16 protein-coding genes, 12 tRNA genes, 3 rRNA genes and 2 pseudogenes are annotated in these 20993 nt (G+C 53.3%); 26 read left to right on the top strand and 7 right to left on the bottom strand.

The features are described 5' to 3' along the window. Window positions 1-33: 33 nt before the first annotated feature. The 3 genes from sat to ACZ439_RS11475 all read left to right on the top strand — a co-directional run bounded on the left by sat (window position 34) and on the right by ACZ439_RS11475 (window position 3229). Window positions 34-1209 (top strand): sulfate adenylyltransferase, encoded by a 1176-nt coding sequence (gene sat / locus ACZ439_RS11485; RefSeq protein WP_054799666.1) that lies wholly within the window; start codon window positions 34-36, stop codon window positions 1207-1209. A gap of 73 nt (window positions 1210-1282) precedes the next feature. Next, entirely contained in the window at window positions 1283-2044 is a 762-nt protein-coding gene (cwlD, locus tag ACZ439_RS11480; RefSeq protein ID WP_127608827.1) for an N-acetylmuramoyl-L-alanine amidase CwlD, read from the top strand. Window positions 2045-2110: 66 nt separating this feature from the next. Beyond that, the gene (locus ACZ439_RS11475; protein ID WP_236595710.1) at window positions 2111-3229 is read left to right on the top strand and encodes an Mrp/NBP35 family ATP-binding protein; all 1119 of its coding nucleotides are present in this window, start codon (window positions 2111-2113) and stop codon (window positions 3227-3229) included. A 23-nt stretch (window positions 3230-3252) separates the two neighbouring features. On the opposite strand, the gene gerD is transcribed toward ACZ439_RS11475, so the two are convergent. After that, on the bottom strand, window positions 3253-3984 hold the full coding sequence (gene gerD, locus ACZ439_RS11470; protein ID WP_054799665.1) for a spore germination lipoprotein GerD: 732 nt from the start codon (window positions 3982-3984) through the stop codon (window positions 3253-3255). Between the two features lie 138 nt (window positions 3985-4122). On the opposite strand from gerD, the gene ACZ439_RS11465 reads away from it, so the two are divergent. Then, the gene (locus ACZ439_RS11465; RefSeq protein WP_127608830.1) at window positions 4123-4722 is read left to right on the top strand and encodes a KinB-signaling pathway activation protein; all 600 of its coding nucleotides are present in this window, start codon (window positions 4123-4125) and stop codon (window positions 4720-4722) included. A 19-nt stretch (window positions 4723-4741) separates the two neighbouring features. On the opposite strand, the gene pdaB is transcribed toward ACZ439_RS11465, so the two are convergent. Further along, a complete protein-coding gene (gene pdaB / locus ACZ439_RS11460) occupies window positions 4742-5527 on the bottom strand; it encodes a polysaccharide deacetylase family sporulation protein PdaB (RefSeq protein ID WP_054799664.1) in 786 nt (261 codons plus the stop codon). Window positions 5528-5646: 119 nt separating this feature from the next. Between pdaB and ACZ439_RS11455 the strand changes: the two genes are divergently transcribed. The 17 genes from ACZ439_RS11455 (at window position 5647) to ACZ439_RS11375 (ending at window position 12952) form a co-directional block, all read left to right on the top strand. Then, complete coding sequence (locus tag ACZ439_RS11455; protein ID WP_054797106.1) at window positions 5647-6258, top strand: stage II sporulation protein M; 612 nt, start codon at window positions 5647-5649, stop codon at window positions 6256-6258. 184 nt (window positions 6259-6442) lie between these two features. Next, a complete protein-coding gene (locus ACZ439_RS11450) occupies window positions 6443-6661 on the top strand; it encodes a hypothetical protein (RefSeq protein ID WP_054797107.1) in 219 nt (72 codons plus the stop codon). Between the two features lie 315 nt (window positions 6662-6976). Continuing rightward, window positions 6977-8517: ribosomal RNA gene (locus ACZ439_RS11445) — 16S ribosomal RNA — on the top strand. A gap of 205 nt (window positions 8518-8722) precedes the next feature. Beyond that, a 23S ribosomal RNA gene (locus ACZ439_RS11440) occupies window positions 8723-11643 on the top strand. Window positions 11644-11765: 122 nt separating this feature from the next. Further along, a 5S ribosomal RNA gene (gene rrf / locus ACZ439_RS11435) occupies window positions 11766-11882 on the top strand. Together the 16S, 23S and 5S rRNA genes with 12 tRNA genes alongside form the textbook arrangement of a ribosomal RNA operon. A 33-nt stretch (window positions 11883-11915) precedes the next feature. Continuing rightward, window positions 11916-11991 (top strand) — tRNA-Asn (locus ACZ439_RS11430). Between the two features lies 1 nt (window position 11992). Continuing rightward, a tRNA-Thr gene (locus ACZ439_RS11425) sits at window positions 11993-12068 on the top strand. Between the two features lie 3 nt (window positions 12069-12071). Further along, a tRNA-Glu gene (locus ACZ439_RS11420) sits at window positions 12072-12146 on the top strand. Window positions 12147-12150: 4 nt separating this feature from the next. Next, window positions 12151-12226: transfer RNA gene (locus ACZ439_RS11415), tRNA-Val, on the top strand. Between the two features lies 1 nt (window position 12227). Beyond that, window positions 12228-12303, top strand: a tRNA-Thr gene (locus ACZ439_RS11410). Between the two features lie 13 nt (window positions 12304-12316). Then, window positions 12317-12391 (top strand) — tRNA-Gln (locus tag ACZ439_RS11405). 5 nt (window positions 12392-12396) lie between these two features. Then, window positions 12397-12472, top strand: a tRNA-Lys gene (locus tag ACZ439_RS11400). Between the two features lie 14 nt (window positions 12473-12486). Beyond that, a tRNA-Leu gene (locus ACZ439_RS11395) sits at window positions 12487-12569 on the top strand. A gap of 7 nt (window positions 12570-12576) precedes the next feature. Further along, window positions 12577-12651 (top strand) — tRNA-Gly (locus ACZ439_RS11390). A gap of 20 nt (window positions 12652-12671) precedes the next feature. Then, a tRNA-Arg gene (locus tag ACZ439_RS11385) sits at window positions 12672-12748 on the top strand. Between the two features lie 25 nt (window positions 12749-12773). After that, window positions 12774-12850 (top strand) — tRNA-Pro (locus tag ACZ439_RS11380). A 28-nt stretch (window positions 12851-12878) separates the two neighbouring features. Continuing rightward, window positions 12879-12952 (top strand) — tRNA-Gly (locus tag ACZ439_RS11375). Between the two features lie 103 nt (window positions 12953-13055). Here the strand turns inward: ACZ439_RS11375 and ACZ439_RS11370 are convergent. Together ACZ439_RS11370 and ACZ439_RS11365 are read right to left on the bottom strand one after the other, a co-directional pair. Further along, a pseudogene (locus tag ACZ439_RS11370) lies at window positions 13056-13560 on the bottom strand (glutamine amidotransferase-related protein); the annotation flags it as partial. A gap of 50 nt (window positions 13561-13610) precedes the next feature. After that, window positions 13611-13994 (bottom strand): winged helix-turn-helix transcriptional regulator, encoded by a 384-nt coding sequence (locus ACZ439_RS11365; RefSeq protein WP_155615827.1) that lies wholly within the window; start codon window positions 13992-13994, stop codon window positions 13611-13613. 131 nt (window positions 13995-14125) lie between these two features. Between ACZ439_RS11365 and solA the strand changes: the two genes are divergently transcribed. The 5 genes from solA (at window position 14126) to ACZ439_RS11340 (ending at window position 19243) form a co-directional block, all read left to right on the top strand. Continuing rightward, window positions 14126-15283, top strand: coding sequence for an N-methyl-L-tryptophan oxidase (gene solA / locus ACZ439_RS11360; protein WP_196427007.1), 1158 nt, complete (start codon window positions 14126-14128; stop codon window positions 15281-15283). 33 nt (window positions 15284-15316) lie between these two features. Then, entirely contained in the window at window positions 15317-16375 is a 1059-nt protein-coding gene (locus tag ACZ439_RS11355) for a sulfonate ABC transporter substrate-binding protein (RefSeq protein WP_054798268.1), read from the top strand. Window positions 16376-16444: 69 nt separating this feature from the next. Then, window positions 16445-17245, top strand: a complete 801-nt coding sequence (locus ACZ439_RS11350) for an ABC transporter permease subunit (protein ID WP_054798267.1) — start codon at window positions 16445-16447, stop codon at window positions 17243-17245. Between the two features lie 19 nt (window positions 17246-17264). Continuing rightward, entirely contained in the window at window positions 17265-18059 is a 795-nt protein-coding gene (locus ACZ439_RS11345; RefSeq protein ID WP_054800321.1) for an ATP-binding cassette domain-containing protein, read from the top strand. Further along, window positions 18056-19243, top strand: coding sequence for an acyl-CoA dehydrogenase family protein (locus ACZ439_RS11340; protein ID WP_054800320.1), 1188 nt, complete (start codon window positions 18056-18058; stop codon window positions 19241-19243). Before ACZ439_RS11345 ends, ACZ439_RS11340 begins: the two co-directional genes overlap by 4 nt. Before the next feature lie 21 nt (window positions 19244-19264). Here the strand turns inward: ACZ439_RS11340 and ACZ439_RS11335 are convergent, their stop codons facing one another. From ACZ439_RS11335 to ACZ439_RS11325, 3 genes and pseudogenes are all read right to left on the bottom strand, one after another. Beyond that, entirely contained in the window at window positions 19265-19750 is a 486-nt protein-coding gene (locus ACZ439_RS11335) for a hypothetical protein (RefSeq protein WP_464621027.1), read from the bottom strand. A gap of 322 nt (window positions 19751-20072) precedes the next feature. Then, window positions 20073-20468 carry an alpha-amylase family glycosyl hydrolase gene (locus ACZ439_RS11330; protein WP_464621026.1) on the bottom strand — a complete coding sequence of 132 codons (396 nt, stop codon included), beginning with the start codon at window positions 20466-20468 and terminating at the stop codon, window positions 20073-20075. Next, window positions 20456-20730 (bottom strand): annotated as a pseudogene (locus tag ACZ439_RS11325) (alpha amylase N-terminal ig-like domain-containing protein). The gene ACZ439_RS11330 and the pseudogene ACZ439_RS11325 overlap by 13 nt, the downstream one beginning before the upstream one ends. Window positions 20731-20993: the final 263 nt, after the last annotated feature.

Here is a 20993-nt window from a genome sequence, read left to right as displayed (position 1 = left end):
AATAACGATCATTCGGCAGGAGGAAGCGGAATCATGGGAACAACGATACAACCGCATGGCGGCACGTTGATTAATCGTGTTGTAGACGGCGGCGAAAGAGAACAGCTTTTAAACCGGGCGGCAGGACTGCATCAGCTGCGCATTAACACTTGGGCTATTTCCGATCTGGACTTGATCGGTGTCGGTGCTTTTTCGCCCTTAACCGGATTTATGGTTGAGCAGGATTATCATTCGGTCGTAGAGCGCATGCGACTGGCCGACGGGACGGTTTGGAGCATCCCCATCACGCTGGGCATAGATGAGAAGGAAGCTGCATCGCTGCAAATCGGCCAAGAGGTTGCCCTTGTAGGCGAATCTGACGGTATTACGTACGGACTCATTAAGGTAGAGAGCATCTACCAAGTCGATCAGAACCACGAAGCGGTCAAAGTCTTCAAGACCGACGACCCGGCTCATCCGGGCGTGCAGAAGCTTTTCACCAAGCCGTCCACTTATATCGGGGGTCCGGTTCAAGTATTGAATCGTCCGAAGCCGGAAAAGTTCGAAGATTTTTACTTCGATCCATCGGAAACTCGCCGTATTTTCGCAGAGAAAGGCTGGAAGACGGTTGTCGGTTTCCAAACGCGTAATCCGGTTCACCGGGCGCATGAATACATTCAGAAAAGCGCCATGGAGATCGTCGATGCGCTGTTCCTGAATCCGCTAGTCGGGGAAACGAAGTCCGATGATATTTCCGCTGAGATTCGGATGAAAAGTTACTTGGTTCTCTTGGAAAACTATTATCCGCAAGACCGCGTGTTTTTGGGTGTGTTCCCTGCCGCTATGCGCTATGCGGGACCGCGTGAAGCGATCTTCCATGCTATGGTTCGCAAAAACTACGGGTGCTCGCACTTTATCGTCGGCCGGGACCACGCCGGCGTTGGCGATTACTACGGCACCTACGAAGCACAGGAAATTTTCAGCAACTTTACGGCTGAAGAGCTTGGGATTACTCCTTTGTTCTTCGAACATAGCTTCTTCTGCACCAAGTGCGGCAACATGGCCTCCAGCAAAACATGCCCGCATCCGTCATCGGATCATCTGCATCTTTCCGGTACCAAGGTTCGCGCGCTGCTGCGCGACGGTCAATGTCCGCCGCCGCAGTTCACCCGTCCGGAAGTGGCGGAAGTGCTGATCGAAGGCATGAAAGAGCCTGAGTATCAGGTATAAGCATAAGGTATAATTGTCCACCTCGTCCCATATAGATGAAAGAGAGTCTATGGGAAGGCGAGGTGGATTTTTCATGTTCCGAAGAAGAAAGAGGGTCGTTGTCTGGCTAACCATGCACAGCGGGCTGAAAATCGTCATGTCCGCGCTGCTAGTGGCGTTAATGCTATTTATGTTTACATATGAACTGCCCGCAAGCAAAACGTGGACCTACTGGACGACGCCCCTTTCCGGCAAAATCATCGCCTTGGACCCGGGACATGGGGGACCGGACGGAGGCGCTAGCAGTAAGGAAGGCTTGGTGGAGAAGGAAGTGAATCTGGCGATAACGCTTAACTTGCGCGATTATTTGCAACAAGCGGGGGCGTTAGTGGTCATGACGCGAGAGGACGATCGCGACTTGGCCGATCCTTCAACCAAAGGGTACAGCAAAAGAAAAACCGAAGACCTGCTGAACCGTGCACAATTTATTTCACAGCAAAAGGCTGATATGTTCATCAGTATACATATGAACGCCATCCCTTCGACGAAATGGACTGGGGCGCAAACGTTTTTTTATCGAGGTAATCATGCGGATAACCATACCCTTGCCACATTGATTCAGGAAGAGATTAAGAAAAATTTGAAAAATACCGATCGGATCGCGAAACAAGCGGACAAGGAAATTTATTTGCTGAAAGCAATGAAAATCCCGAGCGCGCTAGTAGAAGTCGGATTCCTTTCCAACCCGGCCGAAGCCAAACAGCTTGGAGATCCGACGTATCAGAAGAAGGTAGCCGCATCGATATACCAAGGCATCATTCGTTACTATTCCGGTGAAAAAGTGGGAAGCCCATAAAAATGTGGTATAATAGCCTCAGTGTATCGATCCATTAAATTTGAATAGAACGGCTGAGGTGACACTGTGCTGACCAGAGAACAATTACTTGCATCGGCAAGCGAACTGCGAGATCCTGTTTTCGGACTCGGGCTTGTCGAATTGAACTTTATTCGCGATATGATGGTGAAGGAAAACCAAGTATCGGCTACCGTGCTTCTGTCGGTAGAGGACGATGCTTATAAGAATCGCCTGCAAGAACAAATCACCCAGGCGTTCAAAGGCAGTGGAGCGGACCATGTGCATTTACGCTTCCGTCAGATCTCGGACTTTGAACGCAGCGAGGCGGAACGTAAGCGTCCCGCGAACGATCACATCGAGCAGTCACAGCCTGCAGCGGCGCCTAACACCCCGTCACCCGGCGTCAATGTGTTGGATCCGCATTCAGGTGTAACATTCATCGCAATTGCCAGCGGAAAGGGCGGTGTCGGAAAATCAACCGTAACCGTTAATTTAGCGGTAGCGTTGGCTCGCCTCGGGAAGAAGGTGGGTCTAGTTGATGCCGATATATACGGCTTTAGCGTACCGGATATGATGGGCATCGAGGATCGTCCGCAATTGGTCGATAATCGAATCATTCCCGTCGAACGCTTTGGCGTTAAGGTCATTTCCATGGGATTTTTCGTTGAGGAGAACACGCCGGTCATTTGGCGCGGACCGATGCTCGGCAAGATGCTGAGGAACTTCTTCAATGAAGTCGAGTGGGGCGAACTGGATTACTTGCTGCTTGATTTGCCGCCGGGTACCGGAGATGTAGCGCTCGACGTTCACCAGATGATTCCGCAGAGCAAGGAGATCATCGTGACGACGCCTCATGCGACGGCTGCTTTCGTAGCGGCCAGAGCGGGCGCTATGGCCCTGCATACGAATCATCAAATTCTCGGTATCGTCGAGAACATGTCCTACTACTCCTGTAGTGCTTGTGGACAAAAGGATTACGTATTCGGTCGCGGCGGCGGCGCAAAATTGGCGGAAGAGCTTCATGCCCCGCTGTTGGCGCAAATCCCGCTCGGCGTACCGGACAACCATGTAGCCGAACCGGATTACTCGCCGTCCGTATATAAAGCGAATAGTGAAACCGGACGTATCTATTTGGAAGTTGCCGGCCGTGTTATCGATGGAATTAATAAAGAAGGATCGGCGTAACCGCCGATCCTTTTTCGCGTAGGTTATTGCTGCTGCTTTTTTTTCTGGCCTCCGGAATCGTTAGAGTCATCTTCACCGTCTTTTTGGTCATCGGAGCCGCCTTGCTCTTCTTTGCCGTCATCCCCACCTCCGCTGTTACCGCCGCCACCACCGCCGTTCTGGCCCGCTTGTTGTGCCTGCTGCTTCGGCATCGATTCCTCTTGAAGCACCTTCTTCATCAAGTCCATCAGCTCAAGCCGAAACAGCGGGCTTTGCAGCGATTCCTGGATGACTGTCTTTACTTGCGTCCGGTAGGGAGTCGTTTTCATCGTATCCAAAAGCATCGTTTCGAAATCCGGGCTTTTCATGGCATCAAGCATCTGCTTCTGATATTCGGGGTCCTTCATCAGATCTTTTTGAAGTTTCTTCGTATCTTTTTCGATCGCTTTGGCGAATTGGCCGGCGAATTTCGGATCGCTGATCATGTTTTGCAGAAACTGGTTGCTTTGCGTATCGACAAGCACATCTTTAACGGCCAACTGCAGCTGCTGGGTATCACCGGCCGATAACAGCTGCAGTCTGCTGTTCTCATGAATAGTCGCTTCTTGAATGGCTTTTCGGCCGTCTTCGGTTTTTAAAATATCGAGAACCATCGATTTGGTGTCTTTGTAGGCATTTCCGTTGGCGCCTGAAGCTTGAGTATCCGAACCACAGGCTGTCAAGAGGCCGGCGATCAGGACAGCGGGTATTAAGTAACGGCTACGTCGCGTTCTCATCCGGTCAAGCTCCCTTCAATTGGTTTAAGCGTAGTATTCGTCACAAGGTATTCATTTAACACAAATGTCGTTAGCATTTTATTGTGAACGTTGGTAGAATTAACTGTTGATACGACTAGTGATGGAGGTTAAACGAAAGTGACGATAAGAAAATGGTTTTACTTGTTCTGGACAACTCTGGTTGTCGGAGTTGTGGTTGGAACACTTACCGGTCTTACGATGCAGTTGACCGATCAGGAAGCGGTGTTAAGCGGCAAATCGATCAGTCACACGCTCATTGTTTCCTTATTGGTCAGCGCGACCTTTAGCGTGCTCAGTCAAATGGGCTTTTTCGCTTACTTAATCGTCCGGTATATTTTTATGGGCATGATGCCCAAGAAGTGGATATGGGATTACCTGCAAATCATCCTGATTGTCATCGTACTGATCGACCTTGTTTATTTGCGATATACGAGTGCGGAAGGTGAAGTATCATTCGTACCGTACCTCTGGCTTCCCCTATTTATTACAGTTGTTTCGTTCGTTGTCGCTTGGTTCAAGGTCAGGTGGACGAATCCGTCGGCATGGATTCCGACCTTGTTTTTTATGATCGTCGTCACGGCGCTGGAAGCTCTGCCTGCGATTCGCGAGGATGATGCGGCCTCAACCATTTTTATGATTATCCCGCTGCTGGCTTGTAATGCATGGCAAATCTTAATCCTGCAAAAAGTATTGCAAACAAGCAAAGAGCCGCAGTAGCGGCTCGTCAATTCGTCCATTAATCGATGCGTTTCATCGTTTGATCTTCGACCGGAGGCTTGTTGTCGACTTGCGTTTGCTTCATTAATTGACTGACGGTGACGAATTCGTAACCTTTTTCGCGAAGCTTGTCGATAATAACAGGCAGCGCTTCATGCGTTTCTTTACATGAATCGCTCGCATGCATAAGTACAATATCGCCGGGATGTGCTTTCGTAACCACACGGTTGACAATGTTTTCAACACCGGGGTTTTTCCAATCGAGCGAATCGGTATCCCACTGAATAACCGTGTAATTCAACTCGTTCGCAATACGCAGCACGCGCTTGTCGAAGTCGCCGTTCGGCAACCGGATTAAATTCGGATTTTTCTCGGTTACTTCGCTGAGAATAGTATGAGCCGTTTTGATTTGGGTGCGGATCTCTTCATCGCTAAGGCTGCTGTAATTCACATGCTTATGACCGTGGCTGCCGATTTCCCATCCGGCCTTAACGATACGCTTCACGATGTCCGGATGGCTTTCGCTCCAGGGCGAGGATAAGAAGAAGGAGGCGTTCTTCACCCCTTTATCCTCCAATACCTTCAGAATCGGTTCGGTCCGTTTGTCGCCCCAGCTGATATCAAAGGTCAATGCGATGAGCTTCTTTTCTGTAGGCACGTTGTATACCGCGGCAGGCTCGTTTTGCGAGAAGACCGAGACATTCCCGCGCTCAGAGTAAATAATGCCGGCCGCAAATAGGACCGCGACGCAAATGATGAGGGCTTGCTTCAACTTTTTACCGTTCATAACATAAAAGAAGTTCACCGGATTGGCCTCCTCTGCCCGTTGCCTATCCATTCATGTTCGAAAGAAAGGCTTGTTTACGTTCTTAGTCTAAATGTATGCTCGTACCACTAACTTATGCCCGATAGGGAGGATTCCGAATGAACTTTAAACAAGCTTTGGTGCAATTGGGTAATCTGAAACACTACTTGATTGCCTCAGCGCTAGTGTTTTTCGCATCGATGTTGATGGGGGCGTACGACCCGGGACGCTTTCAATTTATGATCGATTTCGGCATCGAAGCGATTAAGAAAATTGCTCAGGACGCGGTCGAACAACCGAATGCACAGTTGTCGTTATTTTGGACAATCTTCTTAAATAATGCCAGAGCGGCTCTGCTGGTCATCGTTACCGGCGCATTTTTCGGAATCTATCCGTTGTTTTTGCTTGTCATGAACGGCATTTTGTTAGGCTATGTATCCGCTAATGTAGCCCAGCAGGACTCGCTCTTTAGCGCCGTAAAAGGTATTCTGCCTCACGGGATTTTGGAGCTGCCTGCGATTATCGTAGCCTGTGCGTTAGGGCTCCGTTTCGGCATTTTGGCGGCCAAATGGCTCATTTCATTCGCAAGTCCGACTCGGAATAAGCTCGTATCGGATCAATTTAAAATCTATTTCCGAACAGTCGTTCCCTTGAGCATACTCATTGTAGTTACTCTTTTGATTGCAGCCCTCATTGAAAGCACAATTACGTTCTCGCTTGTTCAAGGTTAAAAAATATCGATTCCTACACTCATAAAAATGCCCAAAACTGTGCATAACAGTAAAGCGAGTGAGGCGTTTTGAGGTAATGGTATGCTGCAATAGGCGCCGGGACTCACTTGGTCTTAGCTCTATTGCGGTATACCTTTTTTGCGTCTCACGATTTCCGATTCGGGAAAGGAGTCCAACTTCAATCATGCTAGGATTTTTATTTAACGAACGCGAATGCAGAGAATTGGATTACGTCTTGCGCAAGGAACTCGACGAAATGTTGTTCGATTTGAATGATAAGCGAATCGATGCTGATATTAAGATTGCCATCGAGTCCAGATACAAAATTATTTTCAGAATGTATGCACGACTGGCTTCTCCGAAGGAAATCTCCAGGTATGCGCGGAATCGGATGTACCATTAAAGAAACATTAGACTTAGGCTTGACATGATCCAGATGGATATGATATTTTATTACTCGTTGTCGAATCGGAAGCAAGCATGATGAAATCCGGTTGAAACTGGAAAATAAATAATGCTTGCAATCGACTAGGCACATGTGGTATATTATAAAAGTCGCCGCTAAACGAAGCGACAATATATGACAAAGAAGAAATGGCGTAACGACGCGGCTTTGTCAGTCAATTGCCCTTTGAAAACTGAACATCGAGTGAGTGCTTTAAATAAGAGATAGCAATATCTCAGCTAGCTTCAACAATGAGCAAGTCAGCTTTCTACATTAATGGAGAGTTTGATCCTGGCTCAGGACGAACGCTGGCGGCGTGCCTAATACATGCAAGTCGAGCGGACTTATCCTTCGGGATAGGTTAGCGGCGGACGGGTGAGTAACACGTAGGCAACCTGCCTGTAAGATCGGGATAACTACCGGAAACGGTAGCTAAGACCGGATAGCTGGTTTCTCCGCATGGGGGAATCATGAAACACGGGGCAACCTGTGGCTTATGGATGGGCCTGCGGCGCATTAGCTAGTTGGTGGGGTAACGGCCCACCAAGGCGACGATGCGTAGCCGACCTGAGAGGGTGATCGGCCACACTGGGACTGAGACACGGCCCAGACTCCTACGGGAGGCAGCAGTAGGGAATCTTCCGCAATGGGCGCAAGCCTGACGGAGCAACGCCGCGTGAGTGATGAAGGTTTTCGGATCGTAAAGCTCTGTTGCCAAGGAAGAACGCCTCGGAGAGTAACTGCTCTGAGGGTGACGGTACTTGAGAAGAAAGCCCCGGCTAACTACGTGCCAGCAGCCGCGGTAATACGTAGGGGGCAAGCGTTGTCCGGAATTATTGGGCGTAAAGCGCGCGCAGGCGGTCTTTTAAGTTTGGTGTTTAAGCCCGGGGCTCAACCCCGGTTCGCACTGAAAACTGGGAGACTTGAGTGCAGGAGAGGAAAGCGGAATTCCACGTGTAGCGGTGAAATGCGTAGAGATGTGGAGGAACACCAGTGGCGAAGGCGGCTTTCTGGACTGTAACTGACGCTGAGGCGCGAAAGCGTGGGGAGCAAACAGGATTAGATACCCTGGTAGTCCACGCCGTAAACGATGAGTGCTAGGTGTTAGGGGTTTCGATACCCTTGGTGCCGAAGTAAACACAATAAGCACTCCGCCTGGGGAGTACGCTCGCAAGAGTGAAACTCAAAGGAATTGACGGGGACCCGCACAAGCAGTGGAGTATGTGGTTTAATTCGAAGCAACGCGAAGAACCTTACCAGGTCTTGACATCCCTCTGACCGGTACAGAGATGTACCTTCCCTTCGGGGCAGAGGAGACAGGTGGTGCATGGTTGTCGTCAGCTCGTGTCGTGAGATGTTGGGTTAAGTCCCGCAACGAGCGCAACCCTTGAACTTAGTTGCCAGCATTCAGTTGGGCACTCTAAGTTGACTGCCGGTGACAAACCGGAGGAAGGTGGGGATGACGTCAAATCATCATGCCCCTTATGACCTGGGCTACACACGTACTACAATGGCCGGTACAACGGGAAGCGAAGTCGCGAGATGGAGCGAATCCTTAGAAGCCGGTCTCAGTTCGGATTGCAGGCTGCAACTCGCCTGCATGAAGTCGGAATTGCTAGTAATCGCGGATCAGCATGCCGCGGTGAATACGTTCCCGGGTCTTGTACACACCGCCCGTCACACCACGAGAGTTTACAACACCCGAAGTCGGTGGGGTAACCGCAAGGAGCCAGCCGCCGAAGGTGGGGTAGATGATTGGGGTGAAGTCGTAACAAGGTAGCCGTATCGGAAGGTGCGGCTGGATCACCTCCTTTCTATGGAGTCCAAGTCACCTGCAGGGTGGCGGACAAATCTACAGCAGCACCACTGCTGTATACAGAAGCACTCACTTCGATGTTTAGTTTTGAAAGGCGCAATAGCCTTTCAGTAAAGTTTGTTCCTTGAAAACTGGATAAACGAAACAAAGCAACAAATGTTGAAACAAAATCCGGTACGACTTCGGTCGTACAAGTGATAGCTGGATAAGCTATAAAGAGCACACGGAGGATGCCTAGGCACCAGGAGCCGAAGAAGGACGTGGCGAACAACGATAACGCCTCGGGGAGCCGTAAGCAGGCATTGATCCGGGGATGTCCGAATGGGGGAACCCGCGTGAGGTAATACTCACGTACCATGCAGTGAATACATAGCTGCATAGGAGGCATACGAGGGGAACTGAAACATCTAAGTACCCTCAGGAAAAGAAAACAAAAGTGATTCCGTCAGTAGCGGCGAGCGAAAGCGGATTAGCCCAAACCAAGGAGCTTGCTCCTTGGGGTTGTAGGACGCCGTCGTGGGTGCAGCAGGTTAGGCGAACAGGCCTGGAAAGGCCGGCCATAGTGGGTAAAAGCCCCGTAACCAAAAGTCTGCGAACACCCTAGGCGTATCCTGAGTAGGGCGGGACACGTGAAACCCCGTCTGAATCCGGCAGGACCATCTGCCAAGGCTAAATACTCCCTGGTGACCGATAGTGAAGCAGTACCGTGAGGGAAAGGTGAAAAGAACCGCGGGAGCGGAGTGAAAAAGAACCTGAAACCGTGTGCTTACAAGAAGTCAGAGCCCGTTCATGGGTGATGGCGTGCCTTTTGTAGAATGAACCGGCGAGTTACGTTTGCAAGCAAGGTTAAGGTGAGAAGCCGTAGCCGCAGCGAAAGCGAGTCTGAATAGGGCGAAATAGTTTGTAGGCGTAGACCCGAAACCGTGTGATCTACCCCTGTCCAGGGTGAAGGTGCGGTAACACGCACTGGAGGCCCGAACCCACGAATGTTGAAAAATTCGGGGATGAGGTGGGGGTAGCGGAGAAATTCCAATCGAACTCGGAGATAGCTGGTTCTCCCCGAAATAGCTTTAGGGCTAGCCTCGGGAGATGCGTCGTGGAGGTAAAGCACTGATTGGGTGCGGGGCCCGCCAAGGGTTACCAAGTCCAGTCAAACTCTGAATGCCACAGACGTTATCCCGGGAGTCAGACAGTGAGTGCTAAGATCCATTGTCAAGAGGGAAACAGCCCAGATCATCAGCTAAGGTCCCCAAGTGTGTGTTAAGTGGGAAAGGATGTGGAGTTGCACAGACAACCAGGATGTTGGCTTAGAAGCAGCCACCATTGAAAGAGTGCGTAATAGCTCACTGGTCGAGTGACTCTGCGCCGAAAATGTAACGGGGCTAAACACACCACCGAAGCTATGACGAGCGCAATTACTTGCGCTGGGGTAGGGGAGCGTTGTATGCGGGTAGAAGCTGGATCGTGAGGACTGGTGGACTGCATACAAGTGAGAATGCCGGTATGAGTAACGAAAAGATCAGTGAGAATCTGATCCGCCGTAAGCCTAAGGGTTCCTGAGGAAGGTTCGTCCGCTCAGGGTAAGTCGGGACCTAAGGCGAGGCCGAAAGGCGTAGTCGAAGGACAACAGGTTGAAATTCCTGTACCACCGTGAACCGTTATGAGCAATGGGGTGACGCAGAAGGATAGTGACGCGAGCTGATGGATGCTCGTCCAAGCAGTGAGGCTGGTGTGCAGGCAAATCCGCACACCGTAAGGCTGGGCTGTGATGGGGAGGGAAATTTAAGTACCGAAGGTCATGAGTTCAGGCTGCCAAGAAAAGCCTCTAGCCAGGGAGAAGGTGCCCGTACCGCAAACCGACACAGGTAGGCGAGCAGAGCATGCTAAGGCGCTCGGAAGAACTCTCGTTAAGGAACTCGGCAAAATGACCCCGTAACTTCGGGAGAAGGGGTGCCTCGGTAGGGTGAATAGCCCGAGGGGGCCGCAGTGAAAAGGCCCAAGCGACTGTTTAGCAAAAACACAGGTCTGTGCGAAGCCGCAAGGCGAAGTATACGGGCTGACGCCTGCCCGGTGCTGGAAGGTTAAGGGGAGCGGTTAGGGGCAACCCGAAGCTGTGAACCGAAGCCCCAGTAAACGGCGGCCGTAACTATAACGGTCCTAAGGTAGCGAAATTCCTTGTCAGGTAAATTCTGACCCGCACGAATGGCGTAACGACTTGGGCGCTGTCTCGACGAGAGATCCGGTGAAATTTTAATACCTGTGAAGATGCAGGTTACCCGCGACAAGACGGAAAGACCCCATGGAGCTTTACTGCAGCTTGATATTGGACTTTGGTACGATCTGTACAGGATAGGTGGGAGCCTGGGAAGCCTGCGCGCCAGCGTGGGTGGAGGCGCCGTTGGGATACCACCCTGATCGTATCGGAGTTCTAACCTGGTACCGTGAACCGGTACGGGGACAGTGTCAGGTGGGCAGTTTGACTGGGGCGGTCGCCTCCTAAAGAGTAACGGAGGCGCCCCAAGGTTCCCTCAGAATGGTTGGAAATCATTCGAAGAGTGCAAAGGCATAAGGGAGCTTGACTGCGAGACAAACAGGTCGAGCAGGGACGAAAGTCGGGCTTAGTGATCCGGTGGTACCGCATGGAAGGGCCATCGCTCAACGGATAAAAGCTACCCTGGGGATAACAGGCTTATCTCCCCCAAGAGTCCACATCGACGGGGAGGTTTGGCACCTCGATGTCGGCTCATCGCATCCTGGGGCTGAAGTAGGTCCCAAGGGTTGGGCTGTTCGCCCATTAAAGCGGTACGCGAGCTGGGTTCAGAACGTCGTGAGACAGTTCGGTCCCTATCTGTCGTGGGCGCAGGAAATTTGAGAGGAGCTGTCCTTAGTACGAGAGGACCGGGATGGACGTACCGCTGGTGTACCAGTTGTTCCGCCAGGAGCACGGCTGGATAGCCAAGTACGGACGGGATAAGCGCTGAAAGCATCTAAGCGTGAAGCCCCCCTCAAGATGAGATTTCCCAATTCGTAAGACCCCTTGTAGACGACGAGGTTGATAGGTTCGGGGTGGAAGCGCGGCAACGTGTGGAGCTGACGAATACTAATCGGTCGAGGGCTTATCCAAAAAGATTTTCACTATTGTGAAGTCAAAGCATTCAGCATGCTAAGTTTCGTATCCAGTTTTCAAGGTGCAAGCCGCCTTGAATGGCAAGATCTGATGTTTCGCGGCAGAAGCATCAACATCCGTTTGGTGATGATGGCGGAAGGGAACCACGCGTACCCATCCCGAACACGAACGTTAAGCCTTCCAGCGTCGATGGTACTTGGACCGCAGGGTCCTGGGAGAGTAGAACGTCGCCAAGCGGATGCAAGTAAATTTATTATCATTCGTAACGTTCCCTGATAGCTCAGTTGGTAGAGCACTCGACTGTTAATCGAGTTGTCACAGGTTCGAGTCCTGTTCGGGGAGCCATGCTTCCATAGCTCAGTAGGTAGAGTGCATCCATGGTAAGGATGAGGTCACCGGTTCGATCCCGGTTGGAAGCTCCACGAGGCCCGTTGGTCAAGGGGTTAAGACACCTCCCTTTCACGGAGGTAACAGGGGTTCGAATCCCCTACGGGTCACCATCATGGAGGCTTAGCTCAGCTGGGAGAGCATCTGCCTTACAAGCAGAGGGTCGGCGGTTCGATCCCGTCAGCCTCCACCATGCCGCTGTAGCTCAATTGGTAGAGCAACTGACTTGTAATCAGTAGGTTGGGGGTTCAAGTCCTCTCGGCGGCACCAGCTTTTATCACAATGGGGATTAGCCAAGCGGTAAGGCAACGGACTTTGACTCCGTCATGCCTAGGTTCGAATCCTAGATCCCCAGCCATGCGTGAGCCATTAGCTCAGTTGGTAGAGCACCTGACTTTTAATCAGGGTGTCGTAGGTTCGAGTCCTACATGGCTCACCATTAAGATCACGCATGCGCGTATGGCGGAATTGGCAGACGCACCAGACTTAGGATCTGGCGGGAGACCGTGGGGGTTCAAGTCCCTCTACGCGCACCATATTGTTGCGGAAGTGGCTCAGGGGTAGAGCATCGCCTTGCCAAGGCGAGGGTCGCGGGTTCGAATCCCGTCTTCCGCTCCATTTTTTTCACTCATGTATATGTGCCCTTAGCTCAGCCGGATAGAGCGTTTGACTACGAATCAAAAGGTCGGGAGTTCGAATCTCTCAGGGCACGCCATTTTCAATTCATAGGATTATTACAACGGGACGTAGCTCAGCTTGGTAGAGCACCTGGTTTGGGACCAGGGGGTCGCATGTTCAAATCGTGTCGTCCCGACCATTTTTTAACTTCAATGTTGAAGCAATATGCGGGTGTAGTTCAATGGTAGAACTCCAGCCTTCCAAGCTGGTAGCGTGGGTTCGATTCCCATCACCCGCTCCATACTTTTAAGCGCCAAAAACCTTTGTATGATGAAGGTTTTTTTTGTTTTTCCAGGGAGCCAAACTTTCTTTGAGGATAAAATCAGTGGATTTTAAACGTTGGAGACGAACTCGTGGCCCGTAATTTTGCGCTTGTTCTCCGGATCGGATACGCCGGCATGCTTGCCGAGCAACCGGTCGCGCACGATCTTGACGACCTTCATATCGATCTCCCCGATAAACAGACGTCTCCATGACGCCTTCCGCTTCACCATTGCGCAGCAGGCCGTGGTCAATAAAGATACACGTCTGCCGTCTGTGCGGCTTGAAATCGCCTTCCGCTCTTCCGTACCCGCGCTTGTCCGCACACTCGACCTTACCGTCCAGTTGGTACGACATCAGCTGCATGCCGCAGCAGATATCGAGCAACGGCACGCCCAGCTCGTAAACACCCGGATCGACCTTCGGCGAGTCCTCGCCGTTGACGCTCGATGGACAGCCGGGGAAGACGATACCCTGGGTTCAAACTCGCGTGCTTGTCCATCGACGTCGAATAAGGCAGCAGCTCGCTGTAGAACGCCGAGGTCAAGGATCCGGCACCCGGTCAATTTGGTTGTACGGGCCGCCAATAACCCTCCCTAAATATCCAAATGCGAAAAAAGCGTCAAGATCGGCGGAGATTAAGACTGCTCGGCAATCTGCTCCCAGTTCGGGTCCTTGATCTCCACCTCGTAGCCGACGACAGACTGCTTGTAGTTGTCGCCCCACTTTTTCATCATTTCCAATATAGGGATAATCGATTTGCCGTGTTCGGTGAGAGAATACTCGACTTTCGCTGGATACACCGGATACACTTCGCGGTGAATCAGCAGGTCTTCCTCCAGCTCCCGTAGCTGGTTCGTTAATATTTTTTGCGTGACGGGCAGAAGCATCTTCTTCAGCTCGCAGAACCGCCTTGTTTCCTGTTGACCCAGGTACCAGAGAATCATTGGCTTCCATTTGCCGCTGATAACCGATATCGTCAATTCCTTTTCGCATAAGAACGTTTTTTTGGGCAAGCTCATGCCGTCCCCTCCTAAATCGGTATCTATTTGGAAACCAGGTTTCGAGAAAGTGCGCTATTTCCAAGTGTTCACATAGGAATTATAATTTTAAATATCAGAACTGTAAAGAGGCATCTCGGAGGTGAATGAACATGCATGCCGATTATGACGTGATCGTGGCGGGGGCCGGATCGTTCGGCATGAGCGCAGGATATTACGCAGCCAAGGCGGGTGCGCGCGTTCTGATGATCGACTCAGGCGACCCGCCTCATACCCTCGGCAGCCACCATGGCGGAACCCGGATATTCCGGGCGGCTTATACGATGGGCGCCGCGTACGTCCGTCTGGCTCTGCGGGCTAACGCTCTCTGGCATGAATTGGAGCAGGACTATGCAAGCCTGCGTACGGAGCAGGATTTCAGTTCGGGGCCGTTGTTCGAATGTACGGGAGTCGTCAGTATCGGTCCGATCAGCTCCCGCTTCATCCGAAGCAAGCTTGAGAGCTGCATCGAATTCGGCATCGCGCACCGGCGGCTGACCGCGGCAGAAGCAAGAGAAGAGTGGCCAGGTCTGTTCGTTCCCGATTCGATGGAAGCTCTCTATGAGCCGAATGCCGGCGTACTGCACAGCGAGCGCATCCTTCGCGTCTACCGCGAGCTGGCACTTCGGCATGGCGCGAGGCTGCTCCCCTATACAGAGGCGCTGTCGATTGAAGCGACGCCGGATGGCTATGTCATCCGGACGACGGGCGGAGATTATTACGCCAAGCGGGTATTGGCAAGCGGAGGAGCCTGGATCGGCAGACTGCTTCCGCAACTGGAGGCAGTAACGCCGATTCGCAAAGCGGTCGGTTGGTTCGAAGCTCCCCGCGAACAGTACGGAAGCGGGCAACTGCCCGCATTTATTATCAATAATGGCGGGGATGAGGAGTATTTCGGATTCCCGGACCTGGACGGCGGTGGTCTGAAGATCGGACGCCACGACGGTGGCGTAACGGCGGTATATGGAAATCCGCTGCCGGCTTTCGGCGCTTACGCCGAGGATGAATCAGAGCTGCGCTACGCTCTGAATCGTTTTCTCCCGGACGTCCGCCGTTTGCGCAGCGGGCAGGTCTGCTTGTATGAGCGATCGCCTGGGGAACGTTTTCTGATCGGGGAAGTCCCCGGGAGATCAGGCTTGTGGTTTGCCGGAGGCGGCTCGGGCCACGGCTTCAAGTTCGCCAGCGCGATCGGCGAAGCGTTGGGCACGACACTCGCGTCCGGCGAGACGAGCCCGGAGTTGGATTGGCAAGCTTTCTCATTACATTCATAAGGAGCGTGTATTCACGATGGACTTTTTATCGCAATGGCGATTTTCGAAAAATCCCGCTTTTCCTCGCTGCTTGCCGGCGCCGCCCTGCTGCTGGTAACCGCTCTGACGGGCTGCGGAGGAGATAAGAATACGCAATCGGCAGCTTCTACAGCCCCTGCGGCTTCGACCGCACCAAGCGCATCCGCCCCGGCGAGTAACTATCCGAAGGTCATCCGGATTGGCTATCAGAAAGGCAATACGCTGAACATCCTCAAAGCGCACGGAAATCTCGATAAGCGGCTCAAAGATCTTGGCATTTCCGTCGAATGGAACGTCTTCCCCGGCGGCAATAACGTCATGGAGGCTCTCGCTGCCGGCCAAATCGACTACGGCAACGCGGCGGACGGCTCAGGCGTATTTGCTCAGGCGGGCGGCAAGACCTTCGTCTACGTGGGCAATGATCTGCCGAACCCGGAAGGTATGGGCATCATGGTGCTCAAGGATTCGCCGATCCAAACGATCACGGATCTGAAGGGCAAGAAGGTCGCTGTCATCAAGGGGGGCAACCACCACTACCTGACGGTGCTGGCGCTGGAAAGAGTCGGCTTGAAGGCCAACGACGTCCAATATGTGTACGTCAAAGACGCTTCCGAAGGACGCGCCGTATTCGAGACGAAGCAGGTTGATGCCTTGGGTTCCTGGGATCCTTTCTTCGCCACCGTGCAAAACGACTTGAAGCCGGTCACGCTAACCGACGGCGCGGATTATTCGCCCAACCGCACCTTCTACTATTCGACCAGTGAGTTCACAAGCAAGTACCCGGGTCTGGTCAAGATGATCCTCGAGGAAACCGATGTCTCCGACAAGTGGGCGAACGGCAACAAAGAGGAAGTTGTCAAGCTGCTGACGCAGGAGCTCGGCATCGACGAGCAGGCGATCCGCACCGCGGTCGGACGGCGCACGTTCGGCGTCGAAGCGATCACGCGGGATACCATCGCGCCCCAGCAGCAGCTGGCGGACGCGTTCTACCGCATCGGTCTGATTCCGGAAAAATTGGATGTCAGCAAGCTGATGCCCGTAGACGTGCCGTGGAAGCCGAATGTAAGCAAGTAAGAAAACTACTATCAGGGTTAATTCCGAACTTAAACTTACCGATGCGATAAACGGAAAGAAGGGATCTGCATGAAACCGAACTCGCGACAAAATCGCCAGGACTACCGACGTATAGCGGTGGACGTGATGCTCCCCTGGCTGGTTCCGGTCCTGATCGTCATCGCTTGGCAAATTGTTTCTTCGCTTCAATTCGTATCTGCCAAGCTGTTTCCGTCGCCGCTGACGATCGCCGAGGCCGGCTGGAAGCTGCTATCCTCGGGGCAGTTGTCGCATCACATGGGCATCAGCCTGCAAAGGGCGCTGGTCGGCTTGCTGATCGGCGGCGGTCTCGGCTTCCTGCTCGGTGTTGTCAACGCGATCTTTAAGACGTCGTACAGGCTGTTCGATACGACGATCCAGATGATTCGGAACATCCCCCATCTGGCCCTCGTTCCGCTCGTCATCATCTGGATCGGGATCGGCGAAACGTCGAGAGTATTTCTTGTCGCGATCGGCGTTCTGTTCCCGGTTTACGTCAATACATATCACGGCATCCGGAGCGTTGGCGGCGATTATATCGAGATGGGCAATGTCTACGGACTGAAGCCCTGGGAGATTTTCCTCCACATCCTTCTGCCGGGCGCGCTGCCTTCGATCTTCGTCGGATTGCGCTATGCGCTTGGCGTCATGTGGCTGACCTTGATCGTCGCCGAGACGATCGCCACAAATGAAGGCATCGGCTACCTAGCCATGAATGCCCGTGAATTCATGCAAGCCGACATCATCATCCTCAGCATTATTCTATATGCGCTGTTCGGCAAGGTGGCCGATCTGGCGGCCAAGCTGCTCGAACGACGTTTGCTGCGCTGGAATGCAGCTTATCAACCCTAACCAAGGAAGAGGGATGCATATGGCTATCTCAGCTGAAGCGGTCTACCCGGAGGAAGCGCCTCGCGGCAAGTCGGGCGCGAAGATTGAGCTGCGGCAATTGGGCAAGGTTTTTAACGACACCGCAGTGCTTCGCGGGCTGGATCTCTCACTGGAGCCCGGACAGTTCGTCGCTATCATCGGACGCAGCGGAAGCGGCAAGAGCACCCTGCTGCGGCTCATCGCCGGTTTGGAGCGGCAAACGGAGGGTCTGGCGTTCATCGATGGCGAGCCGTTGTCGGGAATATCGCCGGGCACGACGGTTATGTTCCAGGAGGCGAGACTGCTTCCGTGGAAAAAGGTGATCGACAACGTCGGCATCGGCTTGAGGGGAGATTGGCGGAAGCGGGCGGAAGCGCGGCTCCGGCAAGTCGGTCTGGAAGGCCGCGCCGAGGAGTGGCCCTCCGTTCTGTCGGGCGGCCAGAAGCAGCGGGTGGCCCTCGCCCGGGCGCTTATCCGCAACCCCCGTCTGTTGCTGCTCGACGAACCTCTGGGCGCGCTTGATGCGCTAACCCGACTGGATATGCAGCACTTGATCGAGCGGCTGTGGCAGGAGCAGCGGTTCACGACGCTGCTCGTCACGCATGACGTGACGGAAGCGATCAATCTCGCGGATCGCATCATTCTGATCGAAGACGGAGCGGTCGCGCTGGATCTGGCGAATCCGCTGCCCCGTCCAAGGACGACCGCGGATCCGGTGTTCAGCCAATTAGAGAAAAAGGTGTTGGATCGCATCATGAGAATCACAACCGAATCGACTGGAGCTGACGTCATATGAGTGGACTAGAACGGATGTTTATACGAACGCCGGAGCAAGAGGAGCGGTTCTCGCTGATCGGCGAACTGGCCGATACGTTCATCGAAGGGGCCCAGGCAGCTGATGAGAGCAACAGCTTCGCTTACCCGCACATCGATGCGCTGCGCAAGGCTGGTTTCCCGGCTTACACTGTTCCTTCCGAATGGGGCGGACTCGATATCTCCTTGTACGAGTTCGTGCTTTTGCAGGAGCGCTTGGCACAAGGCGATGCGGCGATCGCGCTGGGCATGGGCTGGCATCTTGGAGTCATATTCGATCTCAACGAGAAGCGCCCCTGGAACGATGAAGTCTACGCCGCTCTGTGCCGCGACGTGGTCGAGCGCGGAGCGCTCGTCAACCGGGCTGCTACCGAAGCGGATTCAGGCAGTCCGGCACGGGGCGGCAAGCCTCGTACGACGGCGGAGCGTCTGCCAGACGGCGCTTACCGGTTGAACGGCCGCAAGACGTTTACGACGCTGTCGCCGGTGCTCGACTATTTTATCGTAACGGCTGTGCTGGACGATTCGGAGACGGAATTCCTCGTACCGCGCGAAACGGCTGGGCTGTCGATCGATCCGACTTGGCGGATGGTCGGGATGCGGGGCACTGCCAGTCATGATCTCGTCCTGGAAGATGTGACCGTTCCGGAGGATGCGCTGGTCTATACAGCGAAGAAAGCTTACCATCAGTCTCCCAGTCCGTATCTGCTGCACATCCCGGCTTGTTACTTGGGGATCGCGCTGGCCGCTCGCAAGGAAGCGCTGAAGTTCGCCAAGGCCTATCAACCGAACTCGCTGCCGCACGCTATTCTATACGCGCCGAATGTCGAGCAGCAGTTGGGCCAGATTGACTTGGAGCTATCCGTGAGCCGTCATTATTTATACGCGATAGCCGCCCGTTGGGACGAGCTGCGGGGAAGACCGGAGGCGTCTACGCTTATTCCGGAGCTGGCAGCGGTCAAAGCGTTCGCGTTGCAGACGGCGCAGTCCGTCGTTGACAAGGCGATGCGGATCGTCGGCGCTCACGGGCTTGCACAATCTCATCCGCTGCAGCGTTTATACCGCGACGTACGGTTCGGCCTTCACAACCCTCCGATGGAGGACTTGGTGATTGTCCAGCTCGGGAAACGGGCCGTTAGGGAAGCGGAAGAAACGGAATGGCGATGACCTGCGGGAAGCCGGCTATATTCATCGCGAGCGATATCCAGTATAGGAAGACAGCCCGACGATAACCGGCGTCGCGAGCACGACCGCCGCTTGGGCCCACAGGAGCCCTTGGAGCCGGTCGTTGGCCGCTCCAGCCGCAGGCGGCGGCCCCTCTGTCTCCAAGCCCTCCGATATCAGAGGGACCTCTGTACCGACTTCCCTTGCCGCTGCGACCTGTCGCGCCTCCGAAAGCAGACCAGCGAACCGCTCCTCCGTCATCGGCCGGACTGCGAGTGATCCGGGGCTACAGCGGAACTGTACCGGCTCTACGTCCGCGTCAAGCTTCGCGAAACGGTAGCCCCGAGCCTTGTAGTAACGGATAATCTCGGGAAGCGCCGCTACCGTCTGCTCTCTGTTCTCTCCGCCATGCAGCAGCACGTGCGGCGTCCGTGGAAGCTTCGCGGGAGTCGCTTCCTTTACGATATCCGCCGCGCGGGCGTTTTTGCGCAGCGCATCACCGCTGTCCACATTCCAGTCTTCTTCGAGGGGATAATACCAGCCCGTCAAGACGGTTGCCTACGGTCGTTCCACTCGTCAATCGTTCGAAGGTCCACTTTAAGAATCTCGCATATTATGAAGGGCTATTGTCACGGTCGGATTAGGTGTCCCATATTCAAGGTTTGGGTAGTGCTTCAAGGAAACATGGATCTCCCGACCATGCTTTGATTGCGAAATCCCCTTTCGTTTGCTTGCTTCACTCAGCTTCATTAGAGGCCACTCCTGATACGTTTGCCTCCATGCTGCCGAAAATGGAAAGTTAATATACCAAATTATAATTGGCATAAAATACTTAGGTGCTATAATATTCAGGCTTATCCGCTTTGATATGCAGACTCAGGACTTGAAAGTCAAATTTCCTGGCGTTAATGCTGCCGGCGAACAATTGTCCGTCCATCCCGGAGCCGGAGAGAAACGCAATTGCTATAGAACGGAAAGGATAGTTTATCACCGAGTCGAACTGATCGCCGCCAAGCCATCTCGAGCCATTGCTCCACACATCTCCGACAATGAACGCGTCCGGCTTTGCATCCTTGACCCTCGTGCGAAATTCCCGCCAAAACCGGTGGTCAATCTCGTTGGCCACAGCAAGACGCCAGCCGTCGATGCCGACCTCGCGAATCCAATAATCAGCGCCTTCCAGCAAGTAGTCTTTGACCTCCGGGTGAACCGTGTTTAATTTAGGCACGGAAAGTCATAATAGCCTCCAGACGGGACAGGCAGCTCACCATGAACACCCGTTTCCACGAGCCATGCCGTTTCATCGGCCGCACTTACCCGATACCCGTAGGAAAATCGTTTAAAAGCGGGCTTTACTGCGGTTTCCCAGTAATCGAACCGTGCATCCGAAGCGATGAGCGTCATGTTCTGCTCGATGTAAGTCAAATCCCACTCGACTTGTCCCCCGCGATAAGCACTGCTTCCTCGACATCGCCGCGCTTCGTCCGCAGCCGGAGGTGGACGGTTTCCTCGTCATACGCATGACCCCAAATTATTGCGAGTCGCGTGATACAGACATTCCCGCAGCATAGCAGCCCCCTGCGTTCATCGTATATGAAATCACTACGGACTTATGAAACCGAAGATCGGTGGTTATAAACAGGGAGAATGGGTAAAACATGAAAGTAACCCTATCCAAGCAACTTGAAGACCGTAAGCATTCCAAAGTCATCATCGGAGAACGAATAATTTGGGAGTGCGGGTAATCCGAATC

This window comes from Paenibacillus sp. JCM 9796, from assembly GCF_055379675.1.
This window is presented reverse-complemented; position numbering and strand designations above follow the sequence as displayed.